This window comes from Microlunatus soli, from assembly GCF_900105385.1.
Taxonomy (GTDB): Bacteria; Actinomycetota; Actinomycetes; order Propionibacteriales; family Propionibacteriaceae; genus Microlunatus; species Microlunatus soli.
Map to the genome: position 1 here is coordinate 3,542,229 of NZ_LT629772.1, position 21,158 is coordinate 3,563,386.

At 67.7% G+C, this 21,158-nt stretch carries 19 protein-coding genes; 13 read left to right on the plus strand and 6 right to left on the minus strand.

Going from position 1 to position 21,158, the window contains the following annotated elements:
- Positions 1 to 14 precede the first annotated feature (14 nt).
- From BLU38_RS16280 to BLU38_RS16300, 5 genes are all read left to right on the plus strand, one after another.
- The gene (locus tag BLU38_RS16280) at positions 15 to 1,322 is read left to right on the plus strand and encodes a glycoside hydrolase family 125 protein (RefSeq protein ID WP_091532575.1); all 1,308 of its coding nucleotides are present in this window, start codon (positions 15 to 17) and stop codon (positions 1,320 to 1,322) included.
- A gap of 87 nt (positions 1,323 to 1,409) precedes the next feature.
- Positions 1,410 to 2,147 carry a hypothetical protein gene (locus BLU38_RS16285; RefSeq protein WP_091526480.1) on the plus strand — a complete coding sequence of 246 codons (738 nt, stop codon included), beginning with the start codon at positions 1,410 to 1,412 and terminating at the stop codon, positions 2,145 to 2,147.
- A 39-nt stretch (positions 2,148 to 2,186) separates the two neighbouring features.
- Positions 2,187 to 2,912 carry a class E sortase gene (locus tag BLU38_RS16290; RefSeq protein ID WP_091526481.1) on the plus strand — a complete coding sequence of 242 codons (726 nt, stop codon included), beginning with the start codon at positions 2,187 to 2,189 and terminating at the stop codon, positions 2,910 to 2,912.
- Positions 2,913 to 3,024: 112 nt separating this feature from the next.
- Positions 3,025 to 3,576, plus strand: coding sequence for an orotate phosphoribosyltransferase (pyrE, locus tag BLU38_RS16295; RefSeq protein WP_091526482.1), 552 nt, complete (start codon positions 3,025 to 3,027; stop codon positions 3,574 to 3,576).
- An 85-nt stretch (positions 3,577 to 3,661) separates the two neighbouring features.
- On the plus strand, positions 3,662 to 4,558 hold the full coding sequence (locus BLU38_RS16300; RefSeq protein ID WP_091526484.1) for a LemA family protein: 897 nt from the start codon (positions 3,662 to 3,664) through the stop codon (positions 4,556 to 4,558).
- Here the strand turns inward: BLU38_RS16300 and BLU38_RS16305 are convergent, their stop codons facing one another.
- Positions 4,559 to 5,074: a GyrI-like domain-containing protein gene (locus BLU38_RS16305; protein WP_091526487.1), complete on the minus strand. Its 516-nt coding sequence runs from the start codon at positions 5,072 to 5,074 to the stop codon at positions 4,559 to 4,561.
- Between the two features lie 360 nt (positions 5,075 to 5,434).
- Between BLU38_RS16305 and BLU38_RS16310 the strand changes: the two genes are divergently transcribed.
- Complete coding sequence (locus tag BLU38_RS16310; RefSeq protein ID WP_197679742.1) at positions 5,435 to 6,379, plus strand: aldo/keto reductase; 945 nt, start codon at positions 5,435 to 5,437, stop codon at positions 6,377 to 6,379.
- A 95-nt stretch (positions 6,380 to 6,474) separates the two neighbouring features.
- On the opposite strand, the gene BLU38_RS16315 is transcribed toward BLU38_RS16310, so the two are convergent.
- Together BLU38_RS16315 and BLU38_RS16320 are read right to left on the minus strand one after the other, a co-directional pair.
- Entirely contained in the window at positions 6,475 to 7,359 is an 885-nt protein-coding gene (locus BLU38_RS16315; RefSeq protein ID WP_157683509.1) for an endonuclease domain-containing protein, read from the minus strand.
- A 176-nt stretch (positions 7,360 to 7,535) separates the two neighbouring features.
- On the minus strand, positions 7,536 to 8,183 hold the full coding sequence (locus BLU38_RS16320) for a DedA family protein (RefSeq protein ID WP_091532578.1): 648 nt from the start codon (positions 8,181 to 8,183) through the stop codon (positions 7,536 to 7,538).
- 76 nt (positions 8,184 to 8,259) lie between these two features.
- Between BLU38_RS16320 and BLU38_RS16325 the strand changes: the two genes are divergently transcribed.
- On the plus strand, positions 8,260 to 8,901 hold the full coding sequence (locus tag BLU38_RS16325) for a TrmH family RNA methyltransferase (RefSeq protein ID WP_407939596.1): 642 nt from the start codon (positions 8,260 to 8,262) through the stop codon (positions 8,899 to 8,901).
- An 87-nt stretch (positions 8,902 to 8,988) separates the two neighbouring features.
- Here the strand turns inward: BLU38_RS16325 and BLU38_RS16330 are convergent, their stop codons facing one another.
- Complete coding sequence (locus BLU38_RS16330) at positions 8,989 to 10,233, minus strand: MalY/PatB family protein (protein WP_197679743.1); 1,245 nt, start codon at positions 10,231 to 10,233, stop codon at positions 8,989 to 8,991.
- 88 nt (positions 10,234 to 10,321) lie between these two features.
- Here BLU38_RS16330 and BLU38_RS16335 point away from each other — a divergent pair, with 88 nt between their 5' ends.
- From BLU38_RS16335 to BLU38_RS31770, 6 genes are all read left to right on the plus strand, one after another.
- On the plus strand, positions 10,322 to 11,650 hold the full coding sequence (locus BLU38_RS16335; protein WP_091526493.1) for an MFS transporter: 1,329 nt from the start codon (positions 10,322 to 10,324) through the stop codon (positions 11,648 to 11,650).
- Between the two features lie 197 nt (positions 11,651 to 11,847).
- Positions 11,848 to 12,795, plus strand: a complete 948-nt coding sequence (locus tag BLU38_RS16340) for an ABC transporter permease (protein ID WP_231919875.1) — start codon at positions 11,848 to 11,850, stop codon at positions 12,793 to 12,795.
- A complete protein-coding gene (locus BLU38_RS16345) occupies positions 12,792 to 13,841 on the plus strand; it encodes an ABC transporter permease (protein WP_172836164.1) in 1,050 nt (349 codons plus the stop codon). The genes BLU38_RS16340 and BLU38_RS16345 overlap by 4 nt, the downstream gene beginning before the upstream one ends.
- 56 nt (positions 13,842 to 13,897) lie before the next feature.
- Positions 13,898 to 15,577, plus strand: coding sequence for an ABC transporter substrate-binding protein (locus BLU38_RS16350; RefSeq protein ID WP_091526495.1), 1,680 nt, complete (start codon positions 13,898 to 13,900; stop codon positions 15,575 to 15,577).
- A gap of 2 nt (positions 15,578 to 15,579) precedes the next feature.
- Positions 15,580 to 16,287 (plus strand): ATP-binding cassette domain-containing protein, encoded by a 708-nt coding sequence (locus BLU38_RS31765; protein WP_231919876.1) that lies wholly within the window; start codon positions 15,580 to 15,582, stop codon positions 16,285 to 16,287.
- A complete protein-coding gene (locus tag BLU38_RS31770; RefSeq protein WP_231919877.1) occupies positions 16,257 to 17,303 on the plus strand; it encodes an ATP-binding cassette domain-containing protein in 1,047 nt (348 codons plus the stop codon). The genes BLU38_RS31765 and BLU38_RS31770 overlap by 31 nt, the downstream gene beginning before the upstream one ends.
- Positions 17,304 to 17,380: 77 nt before the next feature.
- Here the strand turns inward: BLU38_RS31770 and BLU38_RS16360 are convergent, their stop codons facing one another.
- Positions 17,381 to 19,846: a PEP/pyruvate-binding domain-containing protein gene (locus tag BLU38_RS16360; RefSeq protein WP_091526497.1), complete on the minus strand. Its 2,466-nt coding sequence runs from the start codon at positions 19,844 to 19,846 to the stop codon at positions 17,381 to 17,383.
- A gap of 113 nt (positions 19,847 to 19,959) precedes the next feature.
- A complete protein-coding gene (locus tag BLU38_RS16365) occupies positions 19,960 to 21,048 on the minus strand; it encodes an SIS domain-containing protein (RefSeq protein WP_231919878.1) in 1,089 nt (362 codons plus the stop codon).
- Between the last annotated feature and the right edge of the window lie 110 nt (positions 21,049 to 21,158).

The following is a 21,158-nucleotide window of genomic DNA, read 5'->3' on the forward strand; positions in this document are numbered from 1 at the left end:
AGCGAGAAATGATCATGAAGGCGCACCCGTCTGCCCGGATCGACCCCGACCTGCTGAACGAGGTCACCGCACAGGTGGCGACGGCTATCGATGATCGGCAGATCAGCGAGACGTTCACCGCGATCATGAAGGACAACCTGCCGGCGGTTGCCGAGTTGGCGCCGGACGGCACCACCTATCTGCTGACCGGCGACATCCCGGCGATGTGGCTGCGGGACTCGGCTGCTCAGGTCCGCCCGTACCTGATCCTGTGCGGCCGTGACGAGGCGCTGGCCGAGACCCTGGTCGGTGTCTTCCGGCGGCAGTTGGAGTTCATCGCGATCGACCCGTACGCCAACTCCTTCAAGCGTGGCACCGAGCCCAGCCCGCATGCCGGTGACCGTTCCGACGCGCCGCCGCAGGTGTGGGAGCGCAAGTACGAGATCGATTCGCTCTGCTTCCCGCTGGAGCTCGGCTACGCGTTGTGGCGGATCACCGGTCGTCATGATCATCTCGACGATCGGTTCGCCGAGGTCGCGACCACGATCCTGGATCTGTGGGAACGCGAACTCGATCATGAGCAGTCGGCGTACTTCTTCGAGCGTGATTCCCCGTTGCCGACCGAGACCCTGTCCCGCGACGGACGCGGTGAGCCGGTCGGCCGCACCGGGATGAGCTGGAGCGGCTTCCGGCCCAGCGACGATGCCTGCACCTACAACTACAACGTGCCGGGCAACATGTTCGCCGCGGTGACCTTGGGCTACCTGGCGATCATCGCCAAGGAGATCCTGTCGGATGCGGCGATCGCCGATCGGGCGGCAACGCTGCAGGCCTCGATCACGGACGGCATCGAGCAGTACGGCGCCGTCGATCACCCGGACTTCGGTCGGGTCTACTGCTACGAGACCGACGGCCTGGGACATCACCTGCTGATGGACGACGCCAACATGCCGAGCCTGCTGTCGCTGCCGCTGTCCGGCTACCGCCCGGTCGACGATCCCACCTACCTCGCGACCCGTTCGATGATCTTGAGCGAGATCAACCCGTTCTACTTCTCCGGTCGTGCGGCGGCGGGGATCGGTAGCCCGCACACCCGGCCCGGCTACGTCTGGCCGATCGCCCTGGCCGTGCAGGGACTGACGGCGACCGATCGGGCCGAGAAGCTCCGGCTGCTCCGGCTGCTGGTCGACACCACCGGCGGTACCGGGCAGATGCACGAGTCGTTCGACGTCGACGACCCGACCCAGTTCAGCCGGCCGTGGTTCTCCTGGGCGAACGCGATGATGTGCGAGTTGGTGCTCGACCTGGCCGGACACCGGCTCGATCAACTCATCAGCGACTGATCGTGGTCGTTGCTTGCTGAGAGCAGCCGGTGTGCGCGACGCTGTCGGCCGGCGGCGTTCGGTAGCAGCCTCGTCTAGCCTGGACGGGTGAGCGACCAGACCAGTGGCCCGCCCGACCGCGACCGGTCCGGGGTGCCACAACACCCCGACTTCGCCGCGCCCGGAGCGCCGGTCAACGGTCGGGGCGGTTACCCGAGTGCGCCGCCGTACGCGCCGGAGCAGGGCTCCTCCGACCAGCCGTACGCCGAGCAGAGCTACCCGGTCGGAGGGCTCTATCCGAGTGGGCAACCGCCGATGGGGCAGCAGCAGACCGGACCGTCGCCGTACCCGGATCCGGCGGCCCAGCAGCGGCCCGCTCCGGTCGAACAACGTCCGGTCGAACAACGTCCGGCGATGATCACGCTGTCGTTGGTTTTGATCGTGACCGGATCGCTGTGCTGGATGGCGTTGCTCGGCTTCGTCTGGATCTTCGTCTACGTCGCGCGGGACAGCTTCGGCTACAGCGGCGTCGAGGGTGCGTTTTACCACATGCTCGAACGCTTCCACCTGCGCATGTTGCAGGGCTTGGCCGTCGTCCTGTTCGGTGCTCCGGGGGCGGCGGTCGTGCTCTCCTTCTTCCTGCTGCGGCGGGCGCAGTGGCCCCGGATCGCGATCAGTGCACTGGGGGTGGCCGCCATCGTCGCCTGCGGTGTGCTGCTTGCCGGTGACCTCAACTGGATGATCCCCGGCGTGGTGTACATCGCCTTCGCCTGTTTGATCCTGTGGACCCCGGCGGTGAGTCGCTGGTGTGCCGTCGACGGGGCCTCGTCCCGAGCCGTCCGCTGACCCTCGGCGACCGGCCCGGTCAGCGGGCAGAATGGTGGCGTGACCGACACCGCTCGACGGACCGATCCCGCGCCCCGCGGCACGGGGCGGCGGAGGAGCGCCGGCGCTCGGGTGCTGACCGTGATCGGCGTCCTGCTGCTGGTCCTCGGAGTGGGGTGCTTCGGCTACGTCGGCTATCAGCTGTTCGGCACCAACGCCGCGTCCCACCGGTCCTACCAGTCCGAGCGGGACCGGCTGAAGCAGCAGTGGCAGGTCGGCGACAGCGACGGCGAGGACTCCGACGCGGTTGACCGGACGCCGGCCACCACCATCGGAGGCAACGCGATCGCGCTGCTGAGCATCCCGGCGATCGGCGTCACCGAGGTTCCGGTGCTGGAAGGCACCGACGACGAGGTGCTGGCCCGCGGTATCGGGCATTACACCAAGACCGCCGACCCGGGCCAGATCGGCAACTTCGCCGTGGCCGGCCACCGGATCACCCACGGCGAACCGTTCGCAAAACTGCTGGACCTGACCACCGGCGACCGGGTGATCGTGGAGACCCGCTCGGCGATCTACATCTACCGGATCGACACCTCGCCGCGGAAACTCACCGTCAACGACACCGAAGGCTGGGTGCTCGACCCGGTCCCCGGCAAACCCGGAACCGAACCGACCGAGCGACTGATCACCCTGACCACCTGCCAGGACCTCTTCCACTCCCCGGACCGCTCCGTAGGCTTCGGCACCCTCCTCAAGACCACCCAGAAATCCGGCCATCGCTAAGAGCGATATATCAAGGTTAGGCACGTTCCCGCGCTGCTGGAACGTGCCTAACCTCGATATATCGCGATCGTGCGAGTGCGGTTGACCGCAATCGGGCCGCTAGGGTTCGGGTATGGCGATCGAGCAGGACCGGGCCGGGTTGATCTCGGCGATCAAGGAACTCGCGGTGGTGCACGAGCGAGTCACGCTCTCCTCGGGTCGGGAGGCCGACTACTACGTCGACATGCGGCGGGTGACCCTGGACGGGGCCGCGGCACCGCTGGTCGGTCGCGTGCTGCGGGAGTTGACCAAGGATCTGGACTTCGAGGCGGTCGGCGGGCTGACGCTGGGGGCGGATCCGGTGGCGACCGCGATGCTGCATGCGGCGGCCGCCGACGGTGACCGGCTGGACGCGTTCGTGGTCCGCAAGGCGCAGAAGGCGCACGGGTTGCAGCGGCTGATCGAGGGCACCGAGGTCTCCGGTCGCCGGGTGCTCGCGGTGGAGGACACCAGTACGACCGGCGGATCGGTGCTGACCGCGGTGCAGGCCCTCCGCGAGGCCGGGGCCGAGGTGGTCGGGGTCGCGGTGATCGTCGACCGGGACACCGGTGCCGCGGAGAAGATCGCCGCCGAAGGACTGGACTACCGGTACGCGATCAGTGCCGCCGACCTCGGCCTGGGATGATCGACCCGGCTGATCGCCCGGCGTTGATCGGCCCCTGGCGACACTAGTCTCGACACCCACGCCCGACTGCGAGGAGCAATATCCGATGAGTGCCATCATCATCTTGATCGTCGTCCTGATCGTGCTGGCGATCATCGCCGTGCTGCTGATCGGGTCGTACAACGGCTTCGTCCGGGACCGGAACAAGATCCAGGAGTCCTGGCGCCAGGTCGACGTCGAGCTCAACCGGCGCTACGAGCTGCTGCCGAACCTGGTCGAGACCGTCCGGGCCTACGCCGCGCACGAGCGGAACACGTTGGACGACATCACCCGGCTGCGCAGCCAGGCCCAGCAGCTGGCCGGTAGCGGTGCACCGAGCGAGCAGCGGGCCCAGGTCGAGGATCAGCTGACCGGCGCCGTCCACGGCCTGATGGTCAACGTCGAGGCCTACCCGGACCTGAAGAGCAACCAGAACTTCCTGGAACTGCAACGGCAGCTGACCGAGACCGAGGACCGGATCGCCAACGGCCGGCGCTTCTACAACGCCAACGTCCGGCAGTACAACACCCGGGTGGAGAGCGTCCCGTCCAACCTGATCGCCGGCATGTTCAAATTCCAGAAGGCGACCTACTTCGAGGTCACCGATCCGCAGGCCCGGGTCGCGCCGGACGTCAACTTCGGTGAGATCGCCTACCGCGGAGATCCGCAGCCCGGTCAGCAACAGGGTCAGCAGCAGCAGCTGCCGCAGCAGCAGTCCAATCCGGCTCCGAACCTCCAGCCGCAACAACAACCGGCCCAGCAGCAGCCGGCCCAGCAGGGTCAGTTCCAGCAGCAGCCCGGTCAGTTCCAGCAGCAGCCCGGTCAGTTCCAGCAGCAGCCCGGTCAGTTCCAGCAGCAGCCCGGTCAGCAGCAGGGGCAACCCGGCCCGTTCCAGCAGCAGCCCTCGCAGCAGGGACCGTTCGAGCAGGGTCCGGGCCAGCAGCAGCCTCCGCAGCAGGGCTGATCAGGCCTCGCTGCCGTCGGAGTCCTTGACCCGGAACGCCAGCTCGGTCTCCCACTTGGCCATGTCCGGCTGGACACTCGGGTCAGTCCGATACAGCTCCAACCGGGCCGCCCACCGTTCGCCGGCCGGGTCGTCGACCACGTCCCAGGCCAGGCCGCGACCGGCGGCCCAGTCCAGCAGCGCGCCGGTCGCATCGACCAATTCCTGCGGATGTCCGGTGTGCAGCAGACTGGCGTACGTGCCACCGGGCAGCACACCCGCCGACACCCGACCGGATCCAGGCATCGGCTGCTGGACCGCGACGCCGGCCTCGATCTCCAGTTCGCGTTCCATGTCGATCACGTTGTACTTCCAGAAGGGTGGGCCGCTCGGCTGTCCACCGTTGTCGGCGATCCATTCGAAGACGGCGCCGTTCAGCGGCGGTACGACCTCGCCCAGCTTGTCCATCGGCACCCGGACCGTGATCGCCACGTAGGGCTGTTCGGCACGCTGCACCAGCGTCGGTTCGCTCCACATGGAGACAAGCTTCGACCCTCACCCTGGGTCAGGGTCAAGGAGGGCGCTGAACAATTCGCTCTGCTGCGCGCCACGCTGTACGCACACGGGCGGCGCCGCGCTCGCTCGACGGGCCCCGGCCCGCCTTCGCTCCCGCGACGTGCCCGTGCACGCACATCGCGGCGCTCGCGACGAGCCAATTGTCCAGCGCACTCCTCGGGCCATTCGTCCATCAGCCGAACCTGATCGCGCTGTCCGCATCCCGGCACCGAGTCCTCGACCGCAGCGGGCGCGGACTAGTGTCGATCACGATGAGCCACGACCGGGCAACAGCGTCGTTGATCTTGGTCGACCATGATCAACTACCGTCAGGAGTCCCTGATGTCTGAGATGACCTATCAGCAGCTCGGTAACTCCGGTCTCACCGTTTCCACGGTCGGCCTGGGGTGCAACAACTTCGGCGGCCGGATGCCCGACGAGGCCGTGCCGCCGGTCGTGGATGCCGCGATCGACGCCGGCATCACGCTGTTCGACACTGCCGATGTGTACGGCAACAGGGGCGGCTCGGAGACCTTGTTGGGCAAGGCGCTGCAGGGCAAGCGGGATCAGGTGATCGTCGCCACCAAGTTCGGCGCCGACATGCACGGAGCCAACGGGCCGGATTGGGGCGTCCGCGGTTCGCGGCGCTACATCCGGCTCGCAGTGGAGAACAGCCTGCGTCGGTTGAACACCGACTGGATCGATCTGTATCAGATGCACCAGCCGGATCCGAACACTCCGATCGAGGAGACGCTGGCGGCGCTCAGCGAGCTGATCGCCGAGGGCAAGATCCGGTACGTCGGTTCGTCCAACTTCGCCGGCTGGCAGGTGATCGATGCCGACTGGACGGCCCAGACCGGCGGCTACGAGCCGTTCGTCTCCGCCCAGAACGAGTACTCCTGGCTGAAGCGCGGCATCGAGGCCGAGTTGGTCCCCGCGCTGGACCACACCGGCCAGGGCCTGCTGCCGTATTTCCCGCTGGCCTCCGGGCTGCTGAGCGGCAAGTACAAGCGCGGTCAGGGAGCCCCGGAAGGCACCCGGCTGGCCGGCAATCCGGATCGGCTGGCGGCGGCCGACTTCGACAAGATCGAAACGCTGGAGAAGTTCGCGGCCGACCGCGGGGTGACGCTGCTCCAGGTCGCGATCGGTGGTCTGGCAGCGATGCCGACCGTCGGCTCGGTGATCGCCGGCGCGACCAAGGTCGAACAGATCCGGGCCAACGTCGAGGCCGGCCTGTGGCAACCGTCCGACGACGATCTCAACGAGCTGGTCAAGATCACCGCCTGACATTCCCGCCGAATCGCGATCTCAACGGGACCGCGGTCGCTCAGCCACGCTCAGCCGACCGATCGGACTTCCGCTGAGATCGCGATCTGTCGGGATCACCGGGTCAACATCGTGATCGCGGACCGGATCTGCGCCAACACCCGATCTGGCTCGTCGTAGATCTGCCGGGGTGTGAAGTGCAGGACGGTCCAGCCGTCGAGCGCGAACGCATTGCCGCGCCGTCGATCATTCTCGAAGACCTCTCGCTGGGTGTGCGGATCGAAGCCGTCGACCTCGATCGCCAGCTTGAGACGATCGAACCGGAGGTCCGCGGCGTAAGTCTCGGTTCCGATGCTGGCCTGCTGGTTGGCCACCCAACCGGTGATCCCGGCCGCCCGCAGCAGCCGATGCAGGACCCGCTCCGGAGGAGACCACGGGATATCCCGAGAGTCCTCGATCAACTGGCCGCAGAGATCGTTTCCGCGGCGGTGCGGCAATGCGGCGAACACGGCTCGCAGCCGGCGCAGGTCGGTAGCGCGGGTCCGCAACGCGACGTCGATCACCTCGGCGTCACCGGTGGCGCGGACCAGGTCGATCGCAGTCAGGGTCGGGATCGTGATGGCCAGCTTGTCCCGGTGAACCACCCATTCCGGTGGGATCGTCCGTCGCTCGACGCGGTAGCCCTTTCGGGCGCGACGCCCGGTCGGATGAGCCATCGAGATCTCGCCCAGTCGGATGTCCGGCCAAAAACTCAGGCGAGCCGCGGCCGCGCCGGTGAAGACACCGTCCGGCAGCCAGCACGCCGCTGCAGCGATCCGGACCTCGGGCGCGACCGGTGCGGGCGCATCGGTATAGACCCCCGGCAGGATCGGCCGGAGAGTCCCGGTCTGGGCCAGCCAGTGAACGCTGCCGCGCAATTCGGGATGGGATCGGGTGCTGATCAAGCCGCCGTTGTCGCGCAGGACGGTTGCCACGGACCGCTGCAGAGCGGTTTGTCTCACACCGACAATCTGGGGCCGGCAGACGCTACCTGTTCGGGCTGTGGATGACGCTTGGAAGTCGGAACTCGGCTGTGGACAACTCGTACCAGGCAGAACGCGATCTCAGCGAGCGACCTCGCCGGCGGCTGAGCGGTGGATGGCTGCGTCACGGGTCATGAGATCGCGATTCGCCTGGCTCAGCCTGCGACTCGTTGCCGCTGCTGCTTGTTCTTGCGGCGGGCGTTGAGGTACTCCAGGCCCATCGGGATCAGCGACACCACCACGACCGCGACCAGCACCAGGTCGATGTGCTCGCGGATGAAGGAGATGTTGCCCAGGAAGTAGCCGAGGATCGTCACTCCCGGTGCCCAGATGACCCCGCCGATCGCGGTGTAGATGATGAACTTGCGGAAGCTCATCCTGCTGACGCCGGCGGCGAAGGTGACGAAGGTGCGGATGATCGGCACGAAGCGGGCCAGGATCAGTGCCCGGTTGCCGTACTTCTCCATGAAGTCGTGGGTGCGTTCGACGTGCTTGGGATGGAACAGCTTGCCGACCAGACCCTTGCGCGGCTTGAACAACGCCGGCCCGACCAGATAGCCGATCAGGTAGCCACAGGCATTGCCGAGGACAGCGCAGATGGTGAGGATCACGATCACGAACCAGAGCTGATGGTGGATCACTCCGGCGCCGGTGAACATACCGACGGTGAACAGCAGCGAATCACCGGGCAGGATCGCGAACAGTCCGCACTCGGCGAAGATGATGAACGCCACACCCCACAACGCCCACGGCCCGAATGCGTTGATCAGGTGTTCGGGGTCAAGCCAGGACGGCAGCAACATCGGTGCCAACAGGGTGACCTGCTGGAGTGGGACATCGATGGAGGGAAGCACGTCAGCGAGGGTACCGTCGGATTCCGTGGGTTTCCTAAGCGAAGACGATCTGGCGCGTGCCGCCCATCCGGACGACGAGCCGGGGGTCGGGCCGCATCCGCAACCCTGGCCGGACGATCCGCGGCTGGACCCGGAACTGTTGGCGGCGGGGGATCGTCGCAACGTCGTCGACCGCTACCGCTACTGGCGACTCGACGCGATCGTCGAAGATCTGGATGCCACCCGCCGCCCGCTGCGGATCGCGATCCAGAACTGGGAGCACGACTTCAACATCGGTTCGATCGTCCGGACGGCGAACGCCTTCAACGTGTCGGCGGTGCACATCATCGGTCGGCGCCGCTGGAACCGCCGCGGTGCGATGGTGACCGATCGCTACCTGCGGGTCCAGCATCACCCGTCGGAGGACGACTTCGCCCAGACCCTGGCCGCCGAGGACTACCAGTTGATCGGGGTGGACAACCTGCCCGGTTCGGTGCCGTTGGAGACCGCCAAGCTACCGCGTCGCAGTTGTCTGATCTTCGGTTCGGAGGGCCCCGGTCTGACCGCGGAGTTGGTGCAGCGCTGTGCCCAACTGGTCGCGATCAGTCAGTACGGTTCGACCAGGTCGATCAACGCCGGCGCCGCCGCGGCGATCGCCATGTATCACTGGGGACTGCAGTGGAACTGAGCAGGGACCTCGAGAAGTTCCCTGAGCTTGTCGCAGGGCGTCGTACGGGTTCTCGGTCCCCCGACATGCTCAGGCCCCTTGGTTGGGTCAGGTTGTTTGACGGACGGCTCGACCCATCCGGCGTACGGCGTCGGTGAGGATCGGACGGGGCGTGGCGAAGACCATCCTGGCGAAGCCGGGGGTACCGCAGTCGGCGCCGTCGGTGAGCGCGACGCCGGCGTGCTCGGCGAAGAAGGCGGCCGCACTGCGGCCACCAAGATCAAGTTCGCGGCAGTCCAGCCAGCCGATGTAGGTGCCCTCCGGCGGTGTGTAGCCGATCATCGGCAGCTCCTGGTCCAGCAGCTCGGACAACAGCCGACGGTTTCCGTCCAGATAGTCGATCACGCCGTCCAGCCAGGGGCGGCCCTCGGTGTAGGCGACGGTGTTGGCGATCACTCCCGGATTGCTCACCCCGTGGCTGACGAACGGGCCGAGACTGTCCCAGGTCTGCCGGTCGGCATCGTTACTGATGATCAACTGAGCACACTTCAGGCCGGGCAGGTTCCAGGCCTTCGAGGCCGACGTCGCGGTGATCGTGTGTCCGGCGGTCACCTCCGAGATCGACGCGTACGGGAGATGGCTGCGACCCCGATACACCAACGGGGCATGGATCTCGTCGGCGAAGACCCGGCCACCGTTGGCGTCCACCACGGCACTGATCGCGGTCAGTTCGTCGCGGTCGAACACCCGGCCCACCGGGTTGTACGGGTTGCACAACACCAACAGGTCGCCACCGGCGGCATAGGCCGCGGCCAGCCCGTCGGGGTCGAGGCGATAGCCGTCCTCGTCGTTGATCAGCGGCACTCGGATGATTTCCCGACCGAGCAGCTCGGGCAAGATCAGGAACGGCATGTAGGCCGGTACCGGCATGATCACCGGTGATCCCGGCCGGGAGTAGTGCAGGATCGCCAGCTCCAGGCCCTTCAGGACGTCCGGGATCAGCTTCACCCGGTCCGGCTGTGGTCGCCAGCCGTAGGACTCCCGCTGCCAATCCGCACACGCCTGGGCGAGTTGGTCGGACAGCCGTTGCGGCAGGTAGCCGAACAGGGCGTCGTCGACCGAACGGTGCAGGGCCTGCGTGATCTCCGGTGCTGCGCCGAAGTCCATCTCGGCGATGAACGCGCCGATGGTATCGGTGCCGTCGGGCTGGGCGCCGGTGGACCATTTGACACTGCCGAGCGCCCGCAACTGCTCGGCGGTGATGCCGTCCAGTTGCTGCCGGAGATCGATGATCCCGGGTCGGACCGAGTCAGGTCGGGGGTCGGGGTCCTGGGTGTTCCGCAACGCAGCCACCCACCGAGCGTATCGGCCGCGGGAGTGAGCCGATACGCTGCCCGGACCGCCATCGATACTTCGCGAACAGAACAGGTGATCCGTCATCGTGAACGATCCGGCCGGGCGGGGTCCCGCCGAAACCGCCGCCGAGAGCGCAGCCGGAACTGCCGCCGCGAGCGGCACCTTCCTGCCGTGGCAACAGGCTCCCGAGATCGTGGCGACCCAACGGCGTACGGTGCGGTTGCTGATCGTCGCCCAGGTGCTCGGGACACTCGGTATGGGAGCCTCCCCGTCGGTCGGGGTGTTGCTGGCCGAGGAGGTCACCAACAGCGAGGCGATGGCTGGCCTGGCCAGGACCTCGATGACCCTGGGAGCGGCGCTGGTGGGGATCCCGCTGGCGATGCTGGCCGCCCGCGGCGGCCGCCGGGTGGCGCTCGGCTGCGGCTGGTTCCTGGCGGCCTTCGGTGCGGTGGCACTGATCGGGGCGGCGGTCACCGACAGCGTCGGACTGCTGATCGGCGGCATGCTGCTGTTCGGCGCCGGCACTGCTGCCAGCCTGCAGGCGCGGTTCGCCGCCGCCGATCTGGCGTTGCCCGCTCGGCGCGGCCGAACGCTGTCGATCGTGGTCTGGTCGGGCACCCTGGGAGCCGTTCTCGGGCCGAACCTCGGCGATCCCGGAGCGGTCGTGGCGCGGCCGCTCGGGTTGCCGCCCTTGGCCGGCGCGTTCGTGATCGCCCTGGTGATGCTGATCGCGGCCGGGCTGATGATGGTGCTGTTGCTCCGCCCGGACCCGCTGCTGACCGCCACCGAGCACGAGGACCGGCATCGGGGACCGGTCGAGCGACGCTCGGTCGGACAGGTGGTGCGGGTGCTGTGGGGACTCCGGACCGCCCGCTTCGCGCTGCTCGTCACCATCGGCGCCCATCTGTCGATGGTCAGCCTGATGACGATGACGCCGGTCCAGATGCACCACCACGGCGCCAGCCTGATGATCGTCGGAATCACCATCAGCATTCACGTTCTGGGCATGTTCGCGCTGTCCCCGCTGGTCGGCTGGGCCAGCGATCGGATCGGCCCGATCCGGGTGATCATGCTCGGTCAGTTGATCTTCATCGGCAGCACGATCACCGCCGTCATCTCCGGCGGTGCGGAGTCCTGGACCATGATCAGTCTCTTCCTGCTGGGGCTCGGCTGGTGCTGCGGTACGGTCCCCGGGTCGATCCTGCTGTCGGAATCGGTGCCCGCCGACATCCGTCCGTCCTCGCAGGGACTGGTGGACACCGCGATGAACGCCTTCGCCGCGCTCGCTGCGCTGATCTCCGGTCCGATCTTCGCCGCGGTCGGCTTCGGCGGCCTGTCGATCATGGCCGTGCTGGTGGCCGTCCCGCTGCTCGGCTACGCCGTCGCCACCGAGCGTCGGCTTGCCGTTTCCTGACCCGCACCAGCCCCGGTGGCGCGTTCGGGGAGCAAGATGCGGTTCTCCTACTCCTGTGGTGGGTTTTAGTATTTCCGGGGTTCTCGGGGAATAGTGGTCCGGTACGCGGTGGTTGTCCGCCGGTGGCACCGGGACCTCCCGCGGCCCTCGGCGCACCGTCATCGCGCCGTGACCTAGCTGTGGAAGGATCCGCGTACGTGACGACAGTCGGCCTGGACGATCAGTCGGCCAACCAGGGCGTTGACACCGAGCCGGCGCGCCGGTCGTTGGTGCGCCGGTTGCTGGCCGACTCCTCGGTGCTGGTCGGCGGCATCATCATCGTCGTCTTCGTGCTGGCCGCGATCTTCGCTCCGCTGTTGGCCAAGCTCGCCGGGCAGGATCCGTACACCTATCACCTGGACAAGCTGGGCGCGGACACCGCACCGGCCGGTTTCGGTGGTGGCATCAGTGCCGAGCACTGGTTCGGGGTCGAGCCGTTGACCGGACGTGACCTGTTCTCGATCGTCGTGTACGGCGCCCGTACCTCGCTACTGGTCGGTGTCGCGGCGACGATCGTCTCGCTGATCCTCGGTGTCGCGATCGGCATCGTGGCCGGCTACTTCGGCGGCTGGACCGACCGGATCATCAGCCGAGTCACCGATGTGGTGTTCGGGTTCCCCGGACTGATCTTCATGATCACCCTCGGTGCGGTGGTGCCGGCCGCATTCCCCAAACCGGTGTTGATCATCATCGTGATCGGCTTCTTCGGCTGGCCGTCGATCGCCCGAGTGGTCCGTGGCCAGACGCTCAGCCTGAAGGAACGCAACTACGTGGTGGCGGCGGAGGCCTCCGGTGCCGGCCCGGGCCACATCCTGCTGGTCCAGCTGTTGCCCAATCTGGTCGCCACCATCATCGTGTTCGCCACCATCTCGATCCCGGGCAAGATCGGCACCGAGGCCGCATTGTCCTTCCTCGGCGTCGGCGTGCCGCCGCCGACTCCGGCCTGGGGCCGCTCGATCGGCGAGGCGATCAACTGGATCTCGGTCGATCCGATGTTCCTGGTGTTCCCCGGCGCCGCACTGTTCCTGGTCACCCTCGGCTTCAACGTCTTCGGTGACGGGCTGCGCGACGTCCTGGACCCGCGGACCCAGGGGTTGGAACGATGAGTACGACCACTGGCGCCGCCGCAGCACGCGCCGCGTCGACCCGACGGGTGCTGGACTACCTGCGCTTCCTGGCCGGCCGCTTCGGTGGCATGCTGCTGGTGCTGCTGATCATTGCGGTGATCAGCTATCTGATCTTCTACGTGTTGCCGTCCGATCCGGCACAGTTGTCCTGCGGCCGGCCGTGCACGCCGGACCGGTTGGAGACGGCCCGCGCCTTCATGGGCTACGACAAACCGTGGTGGCAACAGTTCGGCCTCTTCATCGGCGGCATCGTGGCCGGCAGAACCTTCGGCTCCGGGCCGGCAGCGATCCACTGCAGCGCGCCCTGCTTCGGCTACTCCTTCCGGCTCAACGAACCGGTCACCCAACTGATCACCGACCGGATCCCGGTCACCTTCTCGATCGCCATCGGCGCCGCGGTGCTGTGGCTGCTGCTCGGTGTCTCGACCGGGGTGGTGTCGGCGCTGCGCCGAGGCACGCTGATCGACCGCAGCCTGATGACGATCTCGATCGCCGGCGTCTCCGCCCCGTCCTACCTGGTCGGGCTGCTGGGCATCTTCATCTTCGGCTTCATCCTCAACATGGTGCCGGTCAGCGGCTACGTGCCGTTCAGCCAGAGTCCGGTCGACTGGCTGTGGCATCTGGTACTGCCGTGGATCGTACTGGCGTTACTGAATGCCGCGATCTACACCAGGCTGACCCGAGGGCAGATGCTCGAGGTGATGGGCGAGGATTACATCCGCACGGCGCGGGCGAAGGGTCTCACCGAGCGCCGGGTGATCGGCAGACACGCGCTGCGCAACGTGCTGATCCCGGTCAGCACCGTCTTCGGCCTCGACCTCGGCGGTCTGCTCGGTGGTGCGGTGATCACCGAGAAGGTCTTTTCCATGCAGGGCCTGGGTTCCCTGTTGATCGACGCGGTCGGCAATCTGGATCTGCAGGTGCTGGTCGGGGTCACCCTGTTCTCCGCCTTCTTGATCATCGTCGCCAACTTCGTCGTCGACGTCACCTACGGATTGCTCGACCCGCGGGTGAAGGTCACTTGACCATGATCGATTCGTGAGCAACTCCAGTCGAGAAACCATCCGAGAGGAACACCAGAATGAAACGCATCGCCATCGGTATCGCCGCCGCGGCAACCGTACTGGCGGTCGCCGCGTGTAATGCCAATCCCGAGCAGCCGTCGGGCTCCGGCGGGCAGACCGCAGCAGCGACCAAGGGTGGCACCCTGACCATCCTGTCCTCCTCCGATGAGCTCGATTTCGATCCGGCGACCAGCCAGAGCCTGGCGATCACCTCCAACGGCCTGGTCAATCGTCGGCTGACCGCTTGGCAGAACGGGCCCGGCAAGCCGGCGACGGTGGTCAGCGACCTGGCCGCCGACACCGGCAAGGCCACCGACGGCGGCAAGACCTGGACCTTCAAGCTGAAGGACGGGCTGAAGTTCGACGACGGGACGCCGATCACCAGCGCGGCGATCAAGTACGGCGTCGAACGGTCGTTCGCACCCGAGCTGTCCGGCGGCCTCGGCTATCACAAGAGCCTGCTGGTCGGCGGCGACAGCTACAAGGGGCCGTACTCGGGCAAGGAACTCGACTCGATCGAGACCCCGGATGATCAGACGATCGTCTTCAAGCTCAAGGTGCCGTACGGCGACTGGCCGTGGATCGTCTCGATGCCGGCCTTCGCCCCGGTGGAGAAGTCCAAGGACACCAAGCCCGCCGACTACGGCAAGAAGCCCGCATCGTCGGGCCCGTACAAGGTCGAGTCCTACCGGCAGGGCGTTCAGATGATCTTGGTCCGCAACAAGCAGTGGCAGCAGTCCACCGACACCGTCCGCACCGGCGGGCCGGACAAGATCATCTACAAGCTGGGCCAGGACGACACGGTGGCGGCGCAGGCGTTGATCGGCGACAGCGGGGATGCGAAGACCTCCTTCGGCTCGGACTTCGTGCCGGCCGCGCAACTGGCGCAGGCACAGAACAATCCGCAGGTGAAGGACCGACTGGTCACCTCCCAGCCGGGTGCGGTCAACTTCGTGGCGCTGAACACCCAGCACGGTGCGTTGAAGGACGTCAAGGTCCGCAGGGCGTTGCAGTACGCCATCGACCGGAAGGCGTTCATCGCCGCCTCCGGCGGAGCGATCTCCGGGACCCCGGCACACACCCTGATCACACCCGGCATCGAGGGCCGGCAGGAATACGATCTCTACCCGGCCGGTGACAGTGGGGACGTGGCCAAGGCCAAGCAGCTGTTGAAGGCCGCCGGCCACGCCAGTGATCTGAGTCTGACCCTGGTCACCTCCAACACGTCGATGTCCAGTGCTCAGGCCCAGGCCGTCGAGCAGGGACTGGAACGGGCCGGGGTGAAGGTCAAGATCCAGTCGCTGGACTCCAACGCGGTCTCGGAGAAGGTCACCCAGGGCAAGGGCGACGACTACGACATGTACCTGGGCAGCTGGCAGCCGGACTTCCCGAGCCCGAACGCCAACATCCAGCCGCTGTACGACTCCAGCCAGATCGGCAACGGTGGGTACAACACCTCCCGCTACGACAACCCGGCTGTCGACACGTTGATCGACAAGGCGACCGGCGAGGTCGACCAGGCCAAGGCCCAACAGCAGTGGGCGGCGATCGACAAGAAGATCATGGGTGACGCCCCGGTGATCCCGATCAGTTATGCCAAGAACTCGTTCCTGCGCGGATCGCAGGTGCAGAACTTCTTCATCGGCTCCTTCCCCGCCTACCCGAACTATCTGAAGGTCACGCTGAAGCAAGGATGATCATGACCCCTGCAGCGGAACCGACGCTGTCGGTGTTGGATCTGCGGATCTCGTTCGCGCCGACCGCCGACAGCGCCGCCGCGCGACCCCGCGAGGTGGTGCACGGGATCGGGTTCGACCTGCACCCGGGCAGGGTGCTGGCGCTGGTCGGCGAGTCCGGGTCGGGCAAGAGTGTGACCGCGATGTCGGTGCTCGGCCTGCTGCCCGGAACGGCCAGGGTGTCGGGCAGCATCCGGCTCGGCGGCCAGGAGTTGCTCGGCATCGACAACGACACACTGCGGAAGGTCAGGGGAGGTCGGGTCGGCACGATCTTCCAGGAGCCGATGAACGCGCTCAATCCGGTGTTCACGATCGGCAACCAGATCGCCGAAGCGCTCCGGACCCATGATCGGAGCCTGACCGCCGCGGCAGCCGGGAGCCGGGTGCTCGACCTGTTGGAGCAGGTCGAGGTCCGAGATCCACGCCGGATCGCCCGGTCCTATCCGCACGAGGCATCGGGCGGTCAGCTGCAGCGGGCGATGATCGCGATGGCGATCGGCAACGATCCACTGGCGTTGATAGCCGACGAGCCGACCACCGCCCTGGACGTCACGGTGCAGGCCCAGATCCTGGCCCTGATCGGCGAGCTGACGGCCCGGCTCGGTACCTCGGTGTTGTTGATCACCCACGACATGGGGTGGTGGCCGACATCGCCGATGACGTCGCGGTGATGCGAGCCGGTGAGATCGTCGAATCCGCCTCTGCCGCTGACCTCTACGCCCGTCCGCGGCACGACTACACCAAGCGGCTGCTGGACGCCGTTCCGCGGCTGGCCGCGTTGCGGATCGACGAACGGTCGGATTGCCAGGACCAGGTCCCTGAGCCTGTCGAAGGGCACGATCAGCCGGGCCAGGAACTCCCGAACCCGGCAGCAGAACTCGATCAGGTCAGCGTGGTCTACCACGGCCGCGGTCTGGGTGCCGGGCTGCACGCCGTACGGGACGTGTCGTTGACGATCGCCCCCGGCGAAACCCTCGGCCTGGTTGGAGAATCGGGCTCGGGCAAGTCGACGATCGGCCGGACGTTGGCCGGCCTGATCGCACCGGCGACCGGAGCCGTTCGGATCGACGGGCAAGATCTCTCGGGGCTCCGCGGTCGTCGACTGCGGCAGTTGCGGACCCGGCTCGGGATGGTCTTCCAGGACCCGACCTCCAGCCTCAACCCGCGGCACACGATCGGCCGCAGCATCGGCGAGCCGATCCGGTTGCACACCGACAGCACCGCCGCCGATCGGCGCCGTCGCGTCGAGGAGTTGCTGGACGCCGTCCAGCTCGGCTCCCGGCTGGCCGGTCGCTATCCGCACGAGCTGTCCGGCGGCCAGCGGCAACGGGTGGCGATCGCCCGGGCCCTGGCGTTACGGCCGAGCCTGGTGATCGCCGACGAGCCGACCAGTGCCCTCGACGTCTCGGTCCAAGATCAGGTCCTCGGCCTGTTCCGCGGTCTGCAGGACGAGTACGGCTTCGCTTGGCTCTTCATCAGCCATGACCTGGCCGTGGTCTCCGAACTGACCCGCCGGGTGATCGTGCTCAAGGACGGTGCGATCGTCGAAGCGGGCCCGACCGACCGGGTGCTGCGGCATCCGGCCGACGCCTACACCCGACGTCTGCTGGCCGCGGTCCCGGTGGCCGACCCGGAGGAGCAGCGTCGTCGACGCGAGTTGTGGAACGACCTCCAGGTGACCGGCTGACGATGCGTCCGATCCCAGGCCGTGATCCCCGCCCGTGATCCCCGGTCGTGATCATCGGCCATCATCACCGACCATGATCAGCTGCTGAGTGCCGCATCGGCGGCTTCGAGGTGGACGGTGCCGGAGTTGCCGTCCACGGTGACCAGTTGACCGTCGGTCAGTCTGCTGGTGGCGTCCGGGATGCAGATCACCGCCGGGATGCCGTATTCGCGGGCCACCGTCGGGCCGTGTGCCATCGGCGACCCGGTCTCGGTGATCAATCCGCCGGCAGTGAGGAACAGCGGCGTCCATCCCGGGTCGGTAGTGGCGGCCACGATGATGTCGCCGGGCTCCAGCCGAGCGGTCGCCGGATCGTGCAGTACCCGTACGGTGCCGGTCACCCGACCGGCCGCGGCCGGAACTCCGGCCCAGGTCGAGTCGTCGAGAACCAGTTCCTCGTCCGGCTGTGCTTCGGGCATGGTGCCGTCCGACAGCAGCAGCCCGGGCACCCGCGGCCGGCGGAGTTCGCGCTGATGGACCGCCCGGCGTTCTGCGGCCAGTTCACGTTGATCGGTGCCGGCGGCGGCCCGGTCGGCCTCATCCAGGGTCAGGAACATGATGTCCTCGCCCGTGCTGAGTCGCCCGTCGCGGGCCAGCTCGGCACCGGCCGCCAGGAGTCGGCGGCGGATGTCGGCGAGCGGGTGGATCCAGAGGAACTTCGGTAGTTCCCGCAGCCCGGCCAGCTCGCGGGACCGGCGGAGCAGGAAGCCGGCCGCTGCGGCGCGGATCGGCCGGCTCCGGACCGCCCGCCCGATCAGCCGGTCGATCGCAACCTCGGCCTCGGCCGCTGCAACCTCGAAGCGTCGGTCCGGCGCCTGATCGGGGTCCTCGACCCGGAGGTAGCCGGCCAACGCGGCGAAGACCGGGGACGGATCCTCCGACCACCGCGGTACTCCGACATCGATCTCGGCCGCACCACGGACGCCGTACCGGTCGAGGAACGCCTCCAGGCCGATGTCGGGCAGTTCGCGGTCGCCGTACATCCTGGCCAGCTCGACCGGCGAGGTGGAGATGAACAGGTCCCGATGGGGCCGGGCAGCCACCGCGATCCGCCACAGCTCGAGGTCCATCTCGCTGGTGACGTTGTACGGCATCCCGCGTTGGGTGGTGTCGATCTCGCCCGGTTCGGGGATCGGCCCGAGCAGGGCCGCTGCGATCCGGCTCGAGGCCAGACCGGCATACAGCGGCGGCAACAGCTCCATCATGGCGCCGAGCAGCACATCGTCCTGCCCGTTCCGGGCCGCCCGCAGGTGGTCGGAGGCAGAAGGATGATCATCACCGCCGCACTCCCGATGATCAGACTCTCGATGATCGATCACCCGTTGCAACGCAGCGAACGCCGTCCGGCGCGCGGCGGCGGGTCGGGCCAGAGCGCCGATCCCGGCGGCCGCCGACCGTGCCAGCCGTGCGACGATGCCCGTCACCACCCGCCGATCGGGACCGGCTCCGGGGCGTGCTGCCAGCCGTGGATCATCCAGCAATCTGGTCAGCGCGCGCCCGACACCGGGGCCGTAGGTGTCGGCGATCGCCGGGATCCGATCGCGCAGTCGCGGATGGTGGAACATGCCGGTGAGGTCGATATACATCCGTCCCCCGATCGAACGCCACAACCCGCCGGCGGTTTCACCGAGTCCGAAGGCGGTGAACCAGTGATCGGAGGCCGTGGTCAGCACCGACATTCCCATCGGGGTCACCGGCCGCAGCATGCCCTGCATATGGCCGACCTCGAGGAAGACCCGGAGATCGTCGCCGGCCCGCTCCGGCACCGGGAACAGGGTGGTGATCGGTCGGGCCTGCAGCAGCCACAGCTCGCCGTCGGTGTCGAACGCCCACTCCAGATCCTGTGGGCCGCCGAGTGCGGCCTCGATCCGGCGAGCGCTACGACGGAGCAAAGCCAGCTGGGCCGTGCTCAGGCAGCCGTGGCCGGTCGCTGGGACGCCGTCCTTGATCAGAAAATGATCGGAGTCGGTCGAGCCGTCCACGACGGCGGTGCCGAGACCGGCGACGGCGTCGATCACCATCTCGGTCCTGGTCCCGGTGATCGGATTGGCGGTGAACGTGACACCGGCAGCCGCCGGGTCGATCATCCGCTGCACGACGACTGCCATCTGCGCGTCGTCCTCGACGCCGGCGCGACCGACGGCGGACCGATAGGCCACCGCACGGCCGGACTCCAGGGATGCCCAACAGCTGTCGATGGCGTTGATCAACTCGTCCGGGCCGGACACGTTCACGAGCGTGTCCAGCTGGCCGGCGAAGCTGGCGTCGGCGCCGTCCTCGACGGTCGCGCTGGATCGGACGGCGACCGGTCCGGAACCCATCGCCCGGTACGCGGCGAGGACCTCGTCGCGGGGGATCGCGTGTCGGCGAAACGCGTGTGTCGTCAGGCAGAAGCCGTCCGGTACCTGTTCCCCGGCGGCGATCAGACGGCCGAGTCCGGCGGCCTTGCCGCCGACCAGGTGGGACAGGTCGGGGGTGATTCCCGACAGCGGGATGGTGAGCACAACAGCCTCCTCAGAGCATGCGACTCTCGCATGCGCCGACCAGGCTTCCCGGCTCTCCGCGGCCCACTGTACTCCCGCAGGGTTCCGAGCCGGCCGGCGATCCGGGGGCCTGATCAGTCGGTCTGGGTGACCTTCTTCAACCCGCGCGGTGCATCGGGGTTGAGTCCGAGTTTGCGGGCCAGCCGTTCGACGATCAGCTGCGGCGGAATGATCAAGGTCAACGGGGCGAGGTATTCGCTGGCGTCGGGTCCCGGGACGGCGAGATCGCAGGCCGCACGGAAATCCTCATCGCCACCGACACCGAGCACCAGGCTGTGCTTCTCCCGTACGGTGCCGGCCAGTTCGGTGAGCCCGGCGACGGTCGGCCCCTCCGGACCGGCGACCAGGACGGTCAGCAGTTCATGATCGACGATCGCGATCGGGCCGTGCTTGAGGTCGGCGTAGGACAGGCCGCGGACCGGGCGCAGGCAGGTCTCCTCCAGTTTGAGCGCGGTCTCCAGCGTCGTACCGAAGGCGATGCCGCGTCCGCTGGTGAGTACCTCGTCGACCTCGGCCAACGCACCGGCCATCGCGTCCAGGGTCTCGGCCGGCGTCTCCAACATGGCGCGAGCCTGGTCGCCGACCCGGGCGAACTCGTCGTCCAGGGTGCCCTTCTTTCCGGCCTGGGCGGCCAGCGCGTCCACCGCGACGGCGAGTGCCGCCACCTGCGTGGTGTAGCTCTTGGTCGCCGGCACCGCCCGTTCGCTACCCGCCTGGGTGATCAGCGACAGGTCAGCGGCCGCAGCGAGCGGGGAATCCTCCACGTTGGTGATGGCCACCGTGGCGGCGCCGCCACGCTTGGTCCAGGCCATGGTGTCGACGATCTCGGCGGTCGAACCCGACTGGCTGACGCAGATCGCCAGCGTGTCGGACAGGTCCACCCGGGCGTCGTACAGCGTTGCCACCGACGGGGCAGCCAACGACGCAGGGATCCCGGCATGCAGCTCAGCCAGGTAGCGGCCGTAGATCGCCGCGTTGTCGCTGGATCCGCGGGCCACCAGCAGCAGCCGTTTGCGGCCCGCCGCCAGTTGGCCGATCTTCGAGCGCAGCGGCAGCAATGCCTCCAATGTTGCTTCCAGGGCGACGGGCTGCTCGGCAACCTCGGCGGCCATCATCGTCGGTGTTCCGTTCATCGACGCCTCAGCATCGGTGTTGTCGGCCACGTATCCCTCCGCAATACTGGTATTGGCTGGTCTGCCGCCCTTATCGTAGTGGTCACACGATCATCCGCCGACAGGGCCCGGCCGCTGGCGACCGTGCGTCCGATCCACGA